Origin of the sequence: Flavobacterium sp. (assembly GCF_024642105.1) — a bacterium.
Taxonomy (GTDB): domain Bacteria; phylum Bacteroidota; class Bacteroidia; order Flavobacteriales; family Flavobacteriaceae; genus Flavobacterium.
In genome coordinates this window covers 16822-34104 of record NZ_JAHEBT010000007.1, presented here as the reverse complement: position 1 = coordinate 34104, position 17283 = coordinate 16822, and the positions used below count along the sequence as shown (strand labels likewise).

The following is a 17283-nucleotide window of genomic DNA, read 5'->3' as shown; positions in this document are numbered from 1 at the left end:
TGTTTTCGACTCTTATAATATAGATGACGATTTTGAAAACGATTTTTCAAAATATAACTCCGAACAATTTTGGGATAATTTCGACTATAACAAATACAAAACCAAAATTCAAGAACTTGCTACTGAATTTTTAATGTACGAAATTGACGAAAATTTCGTAACAATTAAGGCGGGTGAATTATATAGCCCTAAATACTACAATTTTGACACTGACAATATTGAATTAACGGTGGAATTTGACAAAGTCAAATTATTAGAAAATTTAGATAAAAATGATTTTAATACGTTTTTGAAAGAAAATTATAGTTCTTATGACGGCTTTTACTCGTTTACAGCCAATAACTTTGATGAGTGGTACATTGACTACAAAGATGAAAAAGAAACGGCTATCGGGGCTTTATTAACGTATTTGTTTAAAGACTCAGAATATCAAGAAAGTTTTAATTTATACGTTTACGAAAATATCGGTTTTTACTCAGACTTTTACATTAACTAAAAATTTATAAAAAATGGAATATATCATTTGGGGACAAACAAACCCGCAAGAACCAGAAAAAATACTTTGTACAAAAGTAGAAAACGAACTAATAATGGATAAAACACAAGCCGAAAAAATAGCTTATTTATTAAAAGTTAAATACAACTGTATTAATATACGTATTCAGGAAATAGACCTTTCGTACCCGCAAAGTTTAAATAAATTTTTTATTAATTCAATCAATTAATTATGGAAAAAAGTAAAATAATAAGACTATATCTCGATTATATTAACAATTTTATAAGCGTTGACAATTGGCGAGAATACCACAATTTGACAAAATTAGAAAGTAATTATATTTTAAAACAAGGGCGCAAAATAATGAAAGCCACTATTTATAATAATATTTAAAGAACTTAACAAATGAAAAATAAAAAAATACTAGATTTTTTAGAAAAAAATTTAATTATTCTAGGCGCTGGAACTATGCAAAATAACGAAAACTATATTACAATTTATGAACTTATAAAAATATACGAAAATGATAAACCCAATAAAAAATAGAGTTGCAATAAGCGAGTCAGAATTTAATAATACTTTAAAAAGTCGTTTTGGCTTGAGTATCGACAAAGATAGTATTTGTAAATATGTGGATAATTTTAGTCAAAACCAAAAAATGTATAACATAAATAACCCCAAAGTGTTTACAATTAGTTACAAAGACAAAAAAGGGTTTCCATATTCAAATATTAACGGCGTTTATTATAAAAATCACGCAATTAAAAAAAGTGATTTGCATAAAGATTTTAATGAATTTATAAATACTTATACCTTTAAAATAGGTAATTATTTTATGTTTTAATGAATTCAGTAAATAGCAAAGTAATACTTAAAAAACTTAACCGCTTAAATAATGTAAACAAACACACTTATAATTTAGTTATTGATATAAGCCAAGGACAAACGGAAATATACCCAGTATATAAAGTCCCCGATAAATTGACTGTTATAGATTGTTATAATGAACTTATAAGTATATTATTAAAATTAAACATTAACTTTGCCGTTGAGAATAACGCCCCGAGAAAGGGGCGGATAGGTATAAAAATAATAATTAAGACTAAAATAGTTAACATACATTGTATGTTAGCTAAAAAAGCTAACACAAATGGAAACAATACAACAAAAATACCAACGATTAAAGGATGAATTAAAGGCGGAAACGCAAGAGAATTTAATCATTGCAAAGAAAGTTTGTCTTAAACAATTTGAGAAAGAAAACAATTTGTAAACCACTCAACAAAATAGGACAACTTTAAACCACGTTAATAGCGTGGTTTTTTTTATGCGTTATTGTAGCAAAGTTAGATAGTCAAAGGGATAAGAGGCAAAGGATAAAAGGGGGGAGGATTATATAAAAACACAAATAGGAAAATCTTAACATTGCGCGCGCCCTTAATTGCAATTTGTAAGCGATAACCCCTTTAAAGGTGTAATTCTGTAAGTCTCCCCCCTTTGGAGCGGTATACTTTGAAGCGGATAACCTTTACCCTTTCTCCTTTGAAGCGAGTAAATTTGTAAGCATTTCGCCCTCGATTATACCCCTTATCGGGTATAATTTTGTAATAATTCACCCCAATTGACCCCGAAAGGGTATACGCCGAACAGGTTTAACCCCATTCAGAAAATAGATCTAGCCCCCCCCATACCCCATTGAGATTGTCAGAGGAGAGGGGTAATGACCCCCTGTAAAAATTTTTACCATTAAAATACTATTAAGTTATTAACGAGTTATTGACTACAACTAGTTGGATTTATCCAAATAGGGATATATTTCTTCCTACAAAACGTTTTTGTAAGAGAAGTTTTTTCCTACATTTTAAATTTTTTCAGTACACATCCAGTACACATTAACATTTTTTGCAACGCATTTTGAATAAAAAACGACTTTTTTAAGACCAAAATCAATAGTGAAAAAAATTTTTTCCTATTTTGAACTTTATTAGAAAATGGTTAATAACTATTACTTTATTGATTTTCAACACTTTAGCTTTTTAGGCAGTACGCATTACGTTGAAAAAAGTCGTTTTTTAGGGACACCCCCCCTCTATTTTTATTTTTTTAGGGGGGTGTCCCCAAAAATCCACTTTCAATGTAGTAAATGTGTTCTTTTTATATTTATTTATTTTGTATTAAAAAAAAGAGTATATTTGTAGCAATAACTATAATTATAATAATAATGGTTTATACTGATTTAGAGAAAAAAGATAAGATTGATTTAATAATTGATTTAATAGAAGAAGGTGGTTCTATACGTTCTATTTTAAAACGTTCAGATACTGTTGGTACTAAAACGTTTTATAAGTGGTTAGAAGAATCTGAAGAGTTACAAGAGCGTTATAAGATTGCTACTAAAAAGAGAGCTGATAATATCTTTGAAGAGATGTTGGAGATTGCTGACAAGCAGTCAGCGGATATGGAAGTGAATGAACGTGGAGAACACGTAATTAACCACAACGTTATTAATCGTTCAAGACTACAGATTGATACTCGTAAGTGGATGTTAGGTAAAATGAATCCTAAGAAATATGGAGATAAACTAGATGTTACTTCAGATGGAGACAAACTTCAAGTTGTGCCTATTGTAGGAATGAAAATCTTAAATGAAGAATAAGCAAATAAGTTTAAATGTTCGTGGAAATATTAAACAGCTCCAAGCTGTTAAGTATTGGATTGATGATACCACGATTGACATAGCCTACGGAGGCAGCAAAGGCTGCACGGTAAGAGGTACTAAAATCCTTACTGACTTTGGCTATAAAGAAATTCAAGATTTTGAAATAGGAGATACTGTAGCTTCTTTCAATAATCTTGGGTTTCTTGAATATAAAAAAGTAGTAGATGTTAAAAACTTTCCTCTTTTTACTGCCTCCGAATATAATAAAATGATTATCTTTGTTATGAGAGATGGCAACACCCTCTCTTTAACACCTAATCACGAAATTTATTATGAAGGAAGTTGGATACCAGCTGGAGAATTTACCAAACGAATCTTGGATTGCTATTCAAGAGACAAATGGGATGTACGAAATCTCATCAATGGGGAGAGTAGCATCGAACAAGACTTATGGACTACTGAAGAGACGTATTTTAAAACCTTCAGCGACAAAGAAGGGTTATTTAAGAATATATCTGAGTTCTCCAAAAAGAACAATATTAATTCACAAATTAGTTGCTACTCATTTCTTAACAAATCCTCAGAACAAAGAAACTGTAAATCATATCAATTTCAACAGGTCAGACAATCGAGTGGCGAATCTCGAGTGGATGACGATGAAAGAGAATGCTCATCACTCAAGAGAGAGACGTCCTCAGTTGTTTGGGGACAAGAGAGGGGAGAATGGGTACACGACAATACTAACCAATCAACAAGTCTTAGAGATACGTTCAAAGTTTATACCGAGAATAGTAACGAGAGAGATGTTAGGGAAGGAGTATGGAGTAGCGGCTACAACGATAAAAGATATAGTATTGCGAAAGAGCTGGACTCACATTTAATCAGTGAGATTAGATTTGAATTACTTCAAGATACTGTTTTTGATTTAACCGTTGAGGATAATCATAATTACATAGCTACTGAATCAAATATAATCGTTCATAATTCTGGCAAGAGTTTCTTAGGGTGTTCACTAATTTGCGCTGATGCGCTTATGTATCCTGGAACACATTATTTCATAGCGAGGAAGACACTTACTGATTTAAGAAAATTTACTATCCCATCTATTCACGAGATATTGGATATATGGGGCATAAATAAGTTGTATTATAGATACAATGGTCAAGATAACTTCTTTCATTTTCATAATGGTTCTAAGATATTTTTATTAGATGCAAAGTATCAGCCTTCAGACCCGAATTATATGCGATTTGGTTCGATGCAGATGACAAGAGGTTGGATTGAAGAAGCGGGGGAGTTTGAGTTGGAGTGTAAGAATAACTTACAGGCTTCAATTGGTCGTTGGAAGAATAAGGAATATAATTTAACTCCTAAGTTGCTTCAGACGTGTAACCCTTCTAAAAATTATTTATATAAAGATTATTATAAGTTAGATTTAGAGAATAATTTACCGTACTATAGGAAATTTATTCAAGCATTACCTAGTGATAATAAAACGCTTCCAAAAGAATATATACCCAACTTGATTAACATTTTATCTCCTAATGAGATTCAAAGGTTGGTATATGGAAATTGGGAATTTGATGACAACCCGTATGCACTGTTTGATTATCAGGATATTTTAGGGATGTACACTAATGAGTTTATTAAGCCGACAGAGGATAGGTACATAACAGCGGATATTGCTTATACTGGTGCTGATAAGTTTGTGATAATGGTTTGGGCAGGATTTGTAGTTGTTAAGATTATCGCTATTGATAAGATTGATGATACAATGGTCAGTAAGAAAATAAACGAGCTTAGGATTCACTATAGAGTACCACTTAAAAATGTGATATATGATGCTGATGGATTACAGACTTTTACAAGAAACTCATCACAAAATGGTAATTTAGTAGGAGCTGTAGGATTTCATAATGGCGCTAGTCCCGTTAAGGTACTTGGTAAGAAAGAGAACTTTAAGAATTTAAAAGCTCAGGTGTACGAATTTTTCTCACAACAGGTTAAAGATTCAAAAGTATTCATTCAAGACACTGCTTTTAGAAAACAAGTAATTGAGGAATTGGAGCAAATAAATAAAAACCCAATACTTGATGATGGTAAATATGCGCTTGAACCTAAGAGTAAGGTTAGAGAAAGATTAGGGAGGTCTCCCGATTTTGCAGATGCCTTAGCGATGCGATTTTATTTTGAATTGAAAGGTAAGCCGAAAGTAATGATTAGGTGGTAAACCTATCAAAATTTACATAATCGTCATTATGTTAATATTTTTTAGTAAATTTGTAGCTTTAAACATAGTAAAATGATTTTCAAAGATAACCAAGAAGCGATTGATGCTATAAAAGCCAATCTAAAAATAAATCACGAGTTCGTTGAAATGCGTGAAAGTTCTGACGAATTAAAAGCGTTAGTTAATGGAGATGATTTCATTGATGAGTTGATTGATAAGATTGAGGGTATCGAAAGCGAGAAAAAATCTTTAGCTAGAAAAAGATATAGCAGAAGCATTAAGGATTTATTTGAAAGATTATTTCAACCTATTGATAATATTTACTATGCTACTGGCGGTGTTAAAGACTACGATATTACCAATGATACTATCAGAACTGAATTTATAAAAAAGATAGCTAGTATTAGAGATAATAAGCCGTTATCTGAATGGATTCAAAAGAACGCAATAAAATTAATGAATACAGACCCTAATGGTTTGATATTCTTAGAATATACCACAACTCCTACTGTTGACATTTATCCAACTTATAAATCTATCGAAAAGATTAGATACTACGAATCTAATGGTCAATTAGTGGAGTTTGTGATATTTGAACCAAAGGTAAAAGATGGCAGGACGTTTTGGAGGATTGTTGATGATTTGGTTGATAGAGTATTTGAGCAGATTGGAATGGACTTTGTATTGATTGAAGAATTATCATTTGAACATCCATTTGGTCAAACACCTGCGCTTATTTGTTCTAATATTCAAGAGCCAGGAGAAGAAGAGAAGTTATCAGCTATTGACGGTATAATTGATGCAGCTAAAGAATATGCAAGAGACCAATCATTTTTAACTTTATATAAAATTTATAAAGGAAATCCTATATTTTGGAAATATATCCAATATTGTGGAGAGTGTTCAGGTACAGGTAAGAATGGAGATGATAAATGTGGTACTTGTAATGGTCACGGTAAAATGGTTTCTAAAAATGATGTTACTGATGTTGTTGAATTACCAATTCCTGACAGTACTGATACTCCAGTTATTGCTCCAAATATTGCAGGATTTATATCTCCTGATTTAGATGTTTGGAAGCAATACAATGAAGAGTTAGCGAAGTTAGAAGAAAGTATATATAAAACACATTGGGGTACGTTCTATGGAGTGAGTAAAAACACTGGAAGTATTAAAACGGCTACTGAGGTTATGTTTGATAAACAACCAATGGAGAATAAACTTAATATGTATGCTGACTTTGTAGAATATATTGAGTGGAAAATTTCAGAATGGATATTAAATTTTTATGACACGACTAAAAATAAAAGCGAAAGTCGTATTACTATTAATTTGGGTCGTAGATATATCATTGAGAGCTACGATACATTGTTGGAGCGTTATGAAAATGCTGTTAAATTACAGGATAATAGTGTTGTTTTAGATAAGTTATTTGGAGAATATTTAGGTGCTAAGTATAGAAATAATCCAATTGATTTGCATATTAACTTATTAAAGGCTAAATTAGAGCCGTATTTACATTTGAATCTAAAAGATGTTATCAGTATCTTTGGGCAAGAAGAAGCTCAAAGAAAAGTGTTATTCAATAAATGGTGGAAGACCGTTACTGATTACTATAAGTCAGAAAATGTATTAAATACTGAGTTTGATGCTTGGTTTGAGATAAACAAAAAACCTATTGCAGTACCTGTTATCTAACAGGTATTGTGAAGGGATTAATTACTAATTAAAAACAAAAAGAAATGATTGAAACACAAATGGCAGTTTACAAATTGCACAAATTAGCACGTACAAACGGAGGCTTTGACCGTGCTGTTAGAATTGGTCTTGAAAGAGATTTACACGTAGTTCAAGTTGATTATGCAGAGCAAATTAATGCTCACTCACAAATGAATGGACTATATTATGAAAGAAACGAACCTGCAACTAAGTTATACTTAGAGAAAAAACCATTCAAATCTGTCAAGGAATATGCAGAGTTTATTGAAGTTAAAGAAGAAGAGATTGTACTTCCTACAATCAAAGATACCACAAAATCTATCGAAGAAGAATCACTACCAAAGACGAGAGATGAATTAGCTAAACTTTACGAAAAAAAGACTGGTAAAAAATCTAAACCGATGTGGGGAGTAAATAAATTAACACAAGAACTAGAACTTTTAAAACAATAAAGAAATGGCAGTAGAAAATTTAAACGAAATTGAAACAAGTTTAGGATTAGAGCCTGGGAAATTATCAGAAATGATTGCTTCAGAAGATAGTCATACAATTGATTTATCTGAAAGAATTATCTTACCTAAAGAAACTTATGAAGAGCGTATCTCTAATCTAAAGAAAGAAGCAGCTACTGCTGCTATTGAAATTGCTGTTAAAGAGCAAAGAAATGCTCTTGGACTTGAATTTCAAGGCAAGACTATTGAGAATTTAGTTAATGCAATTAAAACAAAAGTAGAATCTGAAAGTAAAATAGAGCCTGAAGAGAAATTTAAAAGTTTAAAGGCTGATTTTGAGAAATTGCAAGGTAATTTAGTTGAAAAAGAGAATGAATTTACTATTTTTAAGATTAATATAGAAAAACAAAACTCTCTTAATGAAATTAAGAATGAATTTACTAAGCATATCCCAGAAAATACTTTAGTATCTAAATCAACTATTTTTGTAGAAGCTAAAGAAAAAGGATTTAGCTTTGAAAAAGAAGATGGTAAGGTAATTATCAAAGATTCTATGGGTAATGTGATAAAAAATGAAAGTACATTATCTCCTGTATCTGTAAAAGAATGGGTTTCTGAATTTATTACCCCTTATCTTCCAGCTCAAACAGGAGGTAGTGGTAGAAAAGATGAACCATCTAGTGGTAAAACAGGTAGTTTAGAAGCATTTTTAAAAGAAGCTGAAAAACAAGGTTGGAATACATCACAACAAAATGAAGAGATGGCAAAAAGAATCCAAGCTGGAACTTTAAAATTATGAGAAAGATAACTGAATTTTTATTATCTTTATTCTTCAGTAAAGAAGCGATAGCACTTGTAAGACAAGAGGCTATTCAAGATGGAAGAACCGCACTAACTAGATATGAAAACAAAAAGTATTTGTCTAAATTTCAAACTAAAAAAAGGTACAGAAAAGTACCATCTATCTAAGTTATGCCATTAATTAAAGGTTAAATGTTTTTATATTATTAAATAATATTGTATATTTGTAAAAAAAATATAATATTATGAAAAGAATAGATTTAACTGGAAAAAGAATTGCTAAAATTTTAGTATTAAATTATAGTCACTCACATATACAGCCCTCAGGTCAAAAGAGGGCTATGTGGAATGTAAAATGTGATTGCGGAATTGAGAAAAAAATGTCTACTTCTACATTATCTAATAAAAAATTAAGGTCTTGCGGATGTGAAGCACACAGATTAAGAAAACTTGGATTTAATAAATTAGCTCCTGGAGAAGCTAATTTTAATAGAATTTATTTACAATATATTCATAGAGCAAAAAATAAAAAAATTCCTTTTGAATTAGATAAAGCATTTTTTAGAGAAATAATAACAAAAAGGTGTGTATATTGTAATAGTGAAGGAGATTCTTTTAGAGTAAATAGAAGTCATTCAAACGGATTATTTATATCTAACGGAATAGATAGGGTAGATAGTTCTAAAGGATATACTAAAGAAAATTCAGTTGCTTGTTGCAAAACGTGTAACGTTATGAAAAATAGTTTAACTTTGGAAAAATTTTTAAATCATATAAAAAAAATATATTATGTCTCCATTGATCAAGGGTTACTCATCTAAAAGCATTTCAAAAAACATTAAAACTGAGATGAAACACGGAAAAAGTCAGAAGCAGAGTGTAGCTATTGCACTATCTGTAGCTCGTGAAGCTAAGAAAAAAAGAAAATAGTTTAAAAGCCTTACAATTATGTAAGGCTTTTTTATTATGTATTAATTTATTTTGTATATTTGCTGACAATGGCGGTATGCTATAAAGAAAATAGTCGGTATGACAACTAAAAAATATATAAAATAAAATTTAACTTTAAAAAATCATTACAATGGCAAATCGTGCTACCGCAAATTTGGTAAAAGCTCAAGCTAGATTACTTGGTGCTTTTCAATCATCTGAATTGAGATTCAGATTCCCAGCTACTTACCTAGCTCTTAAAGCAATGTCTCCAATTATGTTTCCTAACTACTCTGAATTGAGATTGAGAGAAGATAGAACTGTTGAGACTAACTTTGCTGCTCGTTCATCTCGTGCATTAGGAAGTGCAAGAACTCATAATCACACAGGTTCTAAAGGAAATACTGCTGTATTAACTCCAACTTGGGCAAGTTATACAGATAAATTTAATATGTCTTTGAAACAAGCTGACAACTCTTTGTATAATGCAGATGAGCAAATGTTTCAAGAGATTTCTAATGTAGTTTCTAACTTTATGGAAGGTTATGAAACTGCTGCTACTGCTTACTTGTTCAATAACCGTTCTGGAGTTAATGCTGCTACTGCATTTGGAACGTTTGATGGAACAAATGACACATTTGAAGTTGCTGAAGCTAACCAAGATACTGCTATCCAAATCACTAAGATTGCAATGGATGCTAATAAATACGTTGGTGCTATGAAAGTTTTCTGTGATTCAGTTGCATTTGCTAAGTTTGAAAAACAAGCTGCTCAAGGTGCTTCTAATGCTACTAACTTGTCATTCCAATTTAATGGTGTAACTTTTGTTCACTCTGTAGAATTAGGTGCTTTAGCTGTTGCTTTAGATTCAGGATATTCTAAAGGATATTGGATTGTAGTTCCTGATGGAACTGTAGCTACATTACCTTGGATTCCAAAACAAAATAGAGAAGGTGTATCAACTAAAGTTGCTGATTACTCTAACTTATTGAATCCAGTTGATTCTGAGTCTTACGCTATCCATACTTATGAAGTAGGTGCTGATGATTCTGCTAACAATGGTTATACTCAAGACGTAGTAACTCAGTATGAGATTTCTCAAGACTTAGCTTTCGTTAAAGCTCCTTTAACTGCTGCTGGAGAAACTACTATTCAAGCATTTGCAATCGTATAATAAGTGATTAATATCAATAAAATACAAACAGCTTTGTTAGGAGTTGTAGGGTTTAAACAGCCTTACAACCCTAACTATGCTATTGTAGATTCTGAAAATCAATTAAGCACCTCTGGATATTTCGTAACAGATAATCCGTATGCTAAAATCGAGTATATAAAAGATAGTCAGGACTATGCTTCTATAAGCAATTCTGATTTCAATTTATTTCTTAAAGATTTAAAGAAATCTGCAATTTCAAATGTATGTAATCAAGTTTTTAATGAATTTGATTTTATTGATAGAACTTTACTTTATAAAAACGCATCAAATAAAGAAGAATTAGAAGTTGTTAAAGACGCTTTTGTAGGATATAGAATTAGAGTTTGTAAAGATAACGATGTTGCTTTTAAAATAAATAGAGTTTTACTCGATTTTCAAGGCGGAGGAGATATTACTTTATTTCTATGGAATACAGGAAAGAAATCATTTATCCATTCTAAACTGATTACTATAACTACTGACCATCAAGAAGTAATTTTGGATTGGGAAGTTGATAATTCAGATTCTACTTATAAAGGAGAATACTATTTAGGGTATAATACTGATACTACATTTACTACTCCATTCAAAAGAGATTGGAATGCAGGAAATGTATTAAGTCAGCCTACCCATTTAAATATTCAACCAGTAACTGTATTAGGTCATAAAACCAATTTGTTATTTGATTTAACAAAAGTAGAAGGAATGTCTGAATCAAATGGTCTTAACTTTGATATTACTGTATATGATGACTATACTGATTTTGTAATTAATAATAAAATGTTATTTGCGAGAGCTATTCAATTAGATGCAATAATTAATTGCGCTCAAGTATATTTATCATCGTTAAGAAGTAATTCTAACCAAGCTCACGCTGCTCAATTATATGAAAAAATTATGATTGAATTAGAAGGAACTTCTGCTGGTAGTATAGTTAATGTAGTTGGATTAAAAAATCAACTACTAGGAGAAATTACTACTATTAGAAGTGAAGTTCAAAAAATGAGAATGGGATTTAAAAAGGCTAATCAAATTTTAGTATCAACATTAATGTAATGGCAAATAATTTAAAGACAAATCCTGTAGGTTTAGATGCTGTAATAGCTAAAATACAAACTAAGTTGTATGATAAGCTAACAGTTTTATGGGGAGTATCTTTAGAAGGTTATCCGAGATGTTATGAAATAAAAAGAGATAAAAAAATAACAGTTGAACACTTCATAAGTGCAAATGATTATGTATCTTTGATTCATGTTGATAAAAATAGATTCTTCTTTTTAAATAAAAAGGATTATAAACAAAACAGTAATAGAGCTTTTGATACTGAAATAGAATTATATTTTATTTTAAACGTTAAAGAGTGTAAAAGTTCTATCAATCATCGTGCAGACGAAGAGGTTAGATTAGATGTAATGAATATATTATCAACTATTGGAAACATAGGAATTAACACATCTATATCAACAGGTATAGAAGATGTTTTAAAAGGATATGATTATAAATTTACTGACGATATGCAACCTTACCATTGTTTTAAAATAACAATGTCTGTGAATGATTTTAAATTAAATCAAACATTTTGTAATGGAAACTAAAAAACGAAAAATTAAAATTACTGAAGACACGGCTATAGGACTTGGATGTAGTAATCCTAGAGCTAAACTTGTTATCAGTCAATCGTTCAGAGTATTGAAATCATTTACAGCTGATAAAGTATATCATATTGGAGATGTAGTTTCACTATCTAATGAAGGAGTAATTAAAGGATTAAAAATAAATAAATACATTAAATAAAGATGGCATTAATAGACCAATTAAACGTAGTAGCTTGTTCTCAAGGAGATTTACTAGGAACTGGTATGGAAGGTTGTACTTTCGACTGGAATAGAGTAGCAACAATTGAATTATCTCCTAGAGGTTATGCTTACACAGATGAGCAAAATTTAGCTAACATTAAAGAAGGACAACAAAAAGGAGATTTAATTATCTTACAAGGTATCAAATCTTTTGCTTTAGTTCCTGTTGACCCAAATATCAATACTGCTGATGGTTCAGGTTACAAAACTGTAACAGGAGAGATGCCTTACGAGTATGATGTAATGTTCGATAACAATGGTGTAAACTATTGGAAAGCATTGCGTATGTTGAACTCAAAAGACCGTTACAATGTAGCTTTTTATGATATTGAAGGTAATAAAATTTTCACTCAAAATAAAGCAGGTATTGTAAAAGGTTTTGGAGTAAAAATGTTGTTCGTAGGACAATATAAAGGTAAAGAAGGTAATAACCCTGCTGAGGTTAAGATGCAAATTCAATTATCTGACTTTCAAGAAATGGAAAGACAGTCTTGGATTTCTGGAGATACTTTAGATTTCTCTGCTGATAGTGATTTAGAAGGTGTTAATGATGTTAATTTAATTGCTAGTCCTTTAGCAGTTTCTGACACAGAATTAGTAGTTTCTGCTTTATTACTAGATAAATCTCACTTTGTAGATGGGTTATTAGTTGGAGATTTCAAAATCAAAAATGATGGAGTTGACGTAGTAGCTTCTGCTGTTGTTGCTGATTCTGTAACTAAAACTTATACATTTACTATTCCTGCTGCTGAAGCTGGTACTTATACAGTAAGCACTTGGGATTCATCTCTAAGTTCTTATATAGTATTGAAAGCTGCAAGTGGATTACTTTATAAGTCTAATGTTGCCACTGTTATCGCATCATAACTTAATAAATTAGTAAACTATAAAAGACCGTAAGAGTATTACGGTCTTTTTTTATATCTTTGTACTTATGAATATAAGTGAATATATTAAGAATGTGGAATTAGTTCGTTCTAAAATATTAGATGAAACTGAAAAAATAGTTATGTCTAATGAGGATAAAATAACTAATCTTAATATTATTAAAATTCAAAAAGGAATAGGCTCTGATAGTCAATTATTAAGAAATAAAAATGATAAGTTTAAAGGTGTATATTCTTTAGCTACTCAATTATTAAACTCTTCAAAAACGGCAGGTACTGAATATACATTTATTGAGACTGGGGATTTTGTGTCTAATTTTCAATTAGAAATAAGTACTGACCTAACGAAACTTACTATATTTAGCACTGGAGAAGGCTCAGGTCTTAAAAAGTCATTCTTTGATGGGTATTCAAACCTTTATGGTCTTACCCCTGAAGACCAATCTATTTTAAACTATGAAATAATATATCCTGAATTAATGTCATTTATAAAACAATATTTATAATATATGGGAATACCTTACAAAAACAAAAAAGAAACAATAGAATACTATGAAAGCATTAACGATTTAATATTATGGTCTTGGGATAGATATTTGGCTACTAAAGACAATAATTTTTTTATAGTTGGATACGATGGTAGGCAGACTAAGATAGTAAGCGATAAATTAACTAATTTAGAAAAGCATTTACAAGACGAATACTTTATAGCTGTTGACGATAGAGATTTTAATAAAAAAATAGAAAAGTGGATGAAGATTGATAATCTTCAAACAAAATATGTTATTGTCAATATGATTCTAGATAGAATGTGGATAGGATTTCCAGACAGTCAGATGGATATTAGAGCTGAATATATTAATAAATTAAATAAGTTAGGCTTTAAAATGCCGTTGATTAATACTACTATTGGAGATGCTGAAGAAATACTCCGCATTAGAGAGGAATTAAAAGGCATTATAACGCAAATAAAAATAATTAAGGATGAACTAAAGACAGATGCAGTTGTAGAGCATAGAAGCCTTAATTTGCAATTAAAAATGATGTCTAAAGCAATGGATTTTGGATTTCAGTTAAATTCTAAAGAATTAACAGTATCAGAATGGATTGAATTGTGTAAAGAACTTAAGACTTTATCTCAAAAGAATTAATTGATATTACCAATATCGTAACAAAAAAATTACTATATTTGTAAATGTTAAATGATTAACACTCGGGGATTGATGTATATACGTCAATCCCCTTTTTAAATTAAAGGATTATGGCAGATAATAGTATAGATTTGGTAGTAAGTAAGGTTGCGTTTGAGCAGCTTGATAGATTACTTAACGAAATAAAATTAGCCGATGCAGCAATTACTGCATTAAATGTTAATGCTGGAAAAGCTCAAACTACTCCAAGTGGCGCTGAGGGTAATGCTGCTGCAAATGCTGCGCTTATTGCACAAATGAAATCTCTTACTGCTGAGATTGATAAACAAGTAGCTCAAATTCAAAAATTAACTGAAGCTAAAAAAACATATAGTAGAGCTGTAACTCAAGAATCTGTAGATACTACTTTACGTAATCAAAAAGCTAGAGAAGCATTTAAAGCTACTAGCGACGAAATTGATAATTATCAAAGACTTGATGCCGCCTATAAAAAAGCAGTAAAATCAGCTCAGGATTTAGGAGCGCAATATGGGGCTAATAGTAAGCAATTCCTGACTGCCGCTAATGCTGCTAAAGAACTTGATACCAAATTAAAGGCTATTGATGGAGCTGTTGGTAAATATGGAAGAAACGTAGGTAATTATGCTAGTGGATGGAATGGGTTAGCTAATTCAGTTAATCAATTAACTCGTGAAGCTCCAGCTTTTGCTAATAGTTTGAATACTGGTTTTATGGCATTATCTAATAATATTCCTATATTAGCTGATGAAATTAACAACTTAAAAAAGCAAAATTTAGAATTAGCTGCTAGTGGGAAGCCGACACAATCTGTTTTTAAAAGTTTAACATCGGCATTGTTTAGCTGGCAGACATTATTATCTGTAGGAGTTACTTTATTAACTCTTTACGGGGCTAAACTTATTGATTACGCTTTTGGATTAAGTACCGCTGAGAAAGCGCAATTAAAGTTTAATGAAGTCATATCTGATTCTAACAATACTTTAAAGGAAGAGTCTGTAAATATAGAATCGTTAACGGCTATAGTAAACGATAACAATGAATCTAATAAGAATAGACAGTTAGCTTATGAAGAAATAAAAAAGACATTGCCTGGGCTGACTCAATCTACGTACGAACAAGCTATAGCTGAAGGAGATTTGAATATGGCCACAGATTTATATATAGAATCTTTAATTAGAAAAGCAGTGGTAGAGGCTGAAGCTAAGGAAATAGCTGACGAGCAAACTAAATTAAACAAGGAATCTAGTAAAAGTATAAAAGAGAGAATAAGTTGGTTTGGCAGACTTGGTTTATCTATGAGTAGTAACGAAAAAGCTACTTTGTCAGCTATTAAGAAGATAAAAAATGCTGAAGACAAATCGGCTCAGGACGCTATAAACCTAAGAAAAGAAAGACTAAAAAGAGACCAAGATGAGTTTCTTATAAATCAAGACTTGTTAAAAAAATATTTAGAAGACCCTTCTAAAAAAAATAAAGCCTCTCAAAAAGCTCAAGAAGATTGGTTAAAATATTTATACGATGCTAATAGGTCTGAAATATTATTACAATTATACAAAATAGATTTACTTTTAAACGACCAGAATAATTTCTTTGAAAATAGATTTAAAGCGTTAGAGGATGATAAACAAAAACGATTAGAACTTGCTAAACTAGACTATGATGAGCAAATCAGATTATCTAAAGGCAATCAAAACAGACAGAGAGATGCTTTGAATAAATATAATTTAGATATATTAACTATTCAGGCTGAAAATTTAAAGAATAAGAAAGTTATATTAAAACAAGAAAGTGAAGAGTTTAACGATGCTATAAACGAGATGGACGCATTTTTAAAGAAATATCACGAAGATAAAACTCGTGATGAGGCTTTAACAGGTACTGCCGATACTCTTCAGCAAAAAGCTATACAAAATAAAAGAGAGAAAGACTATGAAGACCATTTAAAAAGACTTGCTGAATTAGCAGCTATATCTACGTCTTATATTCGTGATTTTCTAAGTAATTCTGGCTTTTCTGAAACGTTTACTTTTTTTGAGGGGGAAGATTCTTTATTTTCTAGGATTAAAAAGGGCTCTGCATTTACTAAAGAGTCTTGGAAAGCAGATACAGCTCAAATGATGGAAGCGTCTCAAGAGATGTATAACTTTATATCTAATATATCTCAACAAAATTTTGATGCTGAGTACGAAAGATTAAGTAAACAAAAGGATATTACTATGCAGTTCGCAGGAGATAGTGATAGTGCTAAAAGAAAAGTTGAAGAAGATTACGAAAAAAGAAGAAAGCAAATAGCTGAAAGAGAGTTTAAAGCTAAGAAACAACAAGCAATGGTCAATATTGCAATTGACACTGCTCAAGCTATAATAGGTCTTTGGGCAAAACCAGGTTTTCCAACAGCTATACCGATGTCTATAGCAGTTGCTGCATTAGGAGCTATTCAAATGGGTGTTGTTGCTGCTCAAAAAGTTCCTCAATATTTTGAAGGTACTGATAACCACCCTGGGGGATTAGCATTAATTAATGATGGAAAAGGAGCTAATTTTAAAGAAACAGTTGTTACTCCTGATGGTAAAGTAAGACAGTTTAGTGGAAGAGATGTAGTTATTGATGCTCCAGCGGGTACTCAAGTATTTACTCACGACCAATGGAATAATGAACTAAATACAATGATGAGAGAAAAAGGAATATCTATGTCTAATTCATTTAATAGCAAGAGCGGATTAAGTTATGCAGAAATGGATTCTATCATAGCTAAGCATTTTTCTAAAATTACAACGCAATCTACTACTATAGATAAGAATGGTTTTAATACCTTTGTATCTAATGGTAATAATAGAACAATTAGAAATCAATCACGTTACTCAGGAACAGGATTTTCAGTATAAA

General features: G+C 30.8%; 21 protein-coding genes. All 21 read left to right on the top strand.

Annotated elements, in window-relative coordinates:
* Positions 1-496 (top strand): hypothetical protein (locus Q0L65_RS02925; RefSeq protein ID WP_296683276.1); only part of this gene is annotated, 496 nt, incomplete at its 5' end.
* Between the two features lie 13 nt (positions 497-509).
* Positions 510-725 carry a hypothetical protein gene (locus Q0L65_RS02920; RefSeq protein ID WP_296683273.1) on the top strand — a complete coding sequence of 72 codons (216 nt, stop codon included), beginning with the start codon at positions 510-512 and terminating at the stop codon, positions 723-725.
* A 176-nt stretch (positions 726-901) separates the two neighbouring features.
* Positions 902-1042, top strand: a complete 141-nt coding sequence (locus Q0L65_RS02915; protein WP_296683271.1) for a hypothetical protein — start codon at positions 902-904, stop codon at positions 1040-1042.
* Positions 1020-1340 carry a hypothetical protein gene (locus Q0L65_RS02910; RefSeq protein ID WP_296683267.1) on the top strand — a complete coding sequence of 107 codons (321 nt, stop codon included), beginning with the start codon at positions 1020-1022 and terminating at the stop codon, positions 1338-1340. Before Q0L65_RS02915 ends, Q0L65_RS02910 begins: the two co-directional genes overlap by 23 nt.
* A 306-nt stretch (positions 1341-1646) precedes the next feature.
* Entirely contained in the window at positions 1647-1769 is a 123-nt protein-coding gene (locus Q0L65_RS02905) for a hypothetical protein (RefSeq protein ID WP_296683264.1), read from the top strand.
* A gap of 948 nt (positions 1770-2717) precedes the next feature.
* Positions 2718-3152 carry a hypothetical protein gene (locus Q0L65_RS02900; protein WP_296683262.1) on the top strand — a complete coding sequence of 145 codons (435 nt, stop codon included), beginning with the start codon at positions 2718-2720 and terminating at the stop codon, positions 3150-3152.
* Between the two features lie 335 nt (positions 3153-3487).
* Positions 3488-4036, top strand: coding sequence for an NUMOD4 domain-containing protein (locus tag Q0L65_RS13980; RefSeq protein WP_366051221.1), 549 nt, complete (start codon positions 3488-3490; stop codon positions 4034-4036).
* Entirely contained in the window at positions 4009-5385 is a 1377-nt protein-coding gene (locus tag Q0L65_RS13975) for a terminase family protein (RefSeq protein ID WP_366051225.1), read from the top strand. The genes Q0L65_RS13980 and Q0L65_RS13975 overlap by 28 nt, the downstream gene beginning before the upstream one ends.
* 72 nt (positions 5386-5457) lie before the next feature.
* On the top strand, positions 5458-7083 hold the full coding sequence (locus Q0L65_RS02890; protein ID WP_296683258.1) for a hypothetical protein: 1626 nt from the start codon (positions 5458-5460) through the stop codon (positions 7081-7083).
* Positions 7084-7127: 44 nt separating this feature from the next.
* Complete coding sequence (locus tag Q0L65_RS02885) at positions 7128-7556, top strand: hypothetical protein (protein WP_296683257.1); 429 nt, start codon at positions 7128-7130, stop codon at positions 7554-7556.
* Between the two features lie 4 nt (positions 7557-7560).
* Entirely contained in the window at positions 7561-8355 is a 795-nt protein-coding gene (locus Q0L65_RS02880) for a hypothetical protein (RefSeq protein ID WP_296683254.1), read from the top strand.
* A complete protein-coding gene (locus tag Q0L65_RS02875) occupies positions 8352-8525 on the top strand; it encodes a hypothetical protein (RefSeq protein ID WP_296683253.1) in 174 nt (57 codons plus the stop codon). The genes Q0L65_RS02880 and Q0L65_RS02875 overlap by 4 nt, the downstream gene beginning before the upstream one ends.
* Positions 8526-8602: 77 nt before the next feature.
* A complete protein-coding gene (locus Q0L65_RS02870) occupies positions 8603-9178 on the top strand; it encodes a hypothetical protein (RefSeq protein WP_296683251.1) in 576 nt (191 codons plus the stop codon).
* 260 nt (positions 9179-9438) lie between these two features.
* On the top strand, positions 9439-10461 hold the full coding sequence (locus Q0L65_RS02865; RefSeq protein ID WP_296683248.1) for a hypothetical protein: 1023 nt from the start codon (positions 9439-9441) through the stop codon (positions 10459-10461).
* 33 nt (positions 10462-10494) lie between these two features.
* Positions 10495-11538 carry a hypothetical protein gene (locus Q0L65_RS02860; RefSeq protein WP_296683245.1) on the top strand — a complete coding sequence of 348 codons (1044 nt, stop codon included), beginning with the start codon at positions 10495-10497 and terminating at the stop codon, positions 11536-11538.
* Positions 11538-12077, top strand: coding sequence for a hypothetical protein (locus Q0L65_RS02855; protein WP_296683243.1), 540 nt, complete (start codon positions 11538-11540; stop codon positions 12075-12077). The genes Q0L65_RS02860 and Q0L65_RS02855 overlap by 1 nt, the downstream gene beginning before the upstream one ends.
* Positions 12067-12276 carry a hypothetical protein gene (locus Q0L65_RS02850; RefSeq protein WP_296683240.1) on the top strand — a complete coding sequence of 70 codons (210 nt, stop codon included), beginning with the start codon at positions 12067-12069 and terminating at the stop codon, positions 12274-12276. The genes Q0L65_RS02855 and Q0L65_RS02850 overlap by 11 nt, the downstream gene beginning before the upstream one ends.
* Before the next feature lie 2 nt (positions 12277-12278).
* A complete protein-coding gene (locus tag Q0L65_RS02845; RefSeq protein ID WP_296683238.1) occupies positions 12279-13205 on the top strand; it encodes a hypothetical protein in 927 nt (308 codons plus the stop codon).
* Between the two features lie 67 nt (positions 13206-13272).
* A complete protein-coding gene (locus Q0L65_RS02840; protein ID WP_296683235.1) occupies positions 13273-13731 on the top strand; it encodes a hypothetical protein in 459 nt (152 codons plus the stop codon).
* A 3-nt stretch (positions 13732-13734) separates the two neighbouring features.
* Entirely contained in the window at positions 13735-14376 is a 642-nt protein-coding gene (locus tag Q0L65_RS02835; protein WP_296683232.1) for a hypothetical protein, read from the top strand.
* Between the two features lie 110 nt (positions 14377-14486).
* Positions 14487-17282, top strand: coding sequence for a hypothetical protein (locus Q0L65_RS02830; protein WP_296683227.1), 2796 nt, complete (start codon positions 14487-14489; stop codon positions 17280-17282).
* Position 17283 lies beyond the last annotated feature (1 nt).

Coding starts and splice junctions, on each gene's coding strand:
- Q0L65_RS02920 (WP_296683273.1), top strand. CDS start 510: ATGGAATATATCATTTGGGGACAAACAAACCCGCAAGAACCAGAAAAA.
- Q0L65_RS02915 (WP_296683271.1), top strand. CDS start 902: ATGAAAAATAAAAAAATACTAGATTTTTTAGAAAAAAATTTAATTATT.
- Q0L65_RS02910 (WP_296683267.1), top strand. CDS start 1,020: ATGATAAACCCAATAAAAAATAGAGTTGCAATAAGCGAGTCAGAATTT.
- Q0L65_RS02905 (WP_296683264.1), top strand. CDS start 1,647: ATGGAAACAATACAACAAAAATACCAACGATTAAAGGATGAATTAAAG.
- Q0L65_RS02900 (WP_296683262.1), top strand. CDS start 2,718: ATGGTTTATACTGATTTAGAGAAAAAAGATAAGATTGATTTAATAATT.
- Q0L65_RS13980 (WP_366051221.1), top strand. CDS start 3,488: ATGAAGGAAGTTGGATACCAGCTGGAGAATTTACCAAACGAATCTTGG.
- Q0L65_RS02890 (WP_296683258.1), top strand. CDS start 5,458: ATGATTTTCAAAGATAACCAAGAAGCGATTGATGCTATAAAAGCCAAT.
- Q0L65_RS02885 (WP_296683257.1), top strand. CDS start 7,128: ATGATTGAAACACAAATGGCAGTTTACAAATTGCACAAATTAGCACGT.
- Q0L65_RS02880 (WP_296683254.1), top strand. CDS start 7,561: ATGGCAGTAGAAAATTTAAACGAAATTGAAACAAGTTTAGGATTAGAG.
- Q0L65_RS02875 (WP_296683253.1), top strand. CDS start 8,352: ATGAGAAAGATAACTGAATTTTTATTATCTTTATTCTTCAGTAAAGAA.
- Q0L65_RS02870 (WP_296683251.1), top strand. CDS start 8,603: ATGAAAAGAATAGATTTAACTGGAAAAAGAATTGCTAAAATTTTAGTA.
- Q0L65_RS02865 (WP_296683248.1), top strand. CDS start 9,439: ATGGCAAATCGTGCTACCGCAAATTTGGTAAAAGCTCAAGCTAGATTA.
- Q0L65_RS02855 (WP_296683243.1), top strand. CDS start 11,538: ATGGCAAATAATTTAAAGACAAATCCTGTAGGTTTAGATGCTGTAATA.
- Q0L65_RS02850 (WP_296683240.1), top strand. CDS start 12,067: ATGGAAACTAAAAAACGAAAAATTAAAATTACTGAAGACACGGCTATA.
- Q0L65_RS02845 (WP_296683238.1), top strand. CDS start 12,279: ATGGCATTAATAGACCAATTAAACGTAGTAGCTTGTTCTCAAGGAGAT.
- Q0L65_RS02840 (WP_296683235.1), top strand. CDS start 13,273: ATGAATATAAGTGAATATATTAAGAATGTGGAATTAGTTCGTTCTAAA.
- Q0L65_RS02835 (WP_296683232.1), top strand. CDS start 13,735: ATGGGAATACCTTACAAAAACAAAAAAGAAACAATAGAATACTATGAA.
- Q0L65_RS02830 (WP_296683227.1), top strand. CDS start 14,487: ATGGCAGATAATAGTATAGATTTGGTAGTAAGTAAGGTTGCGTTTGAG.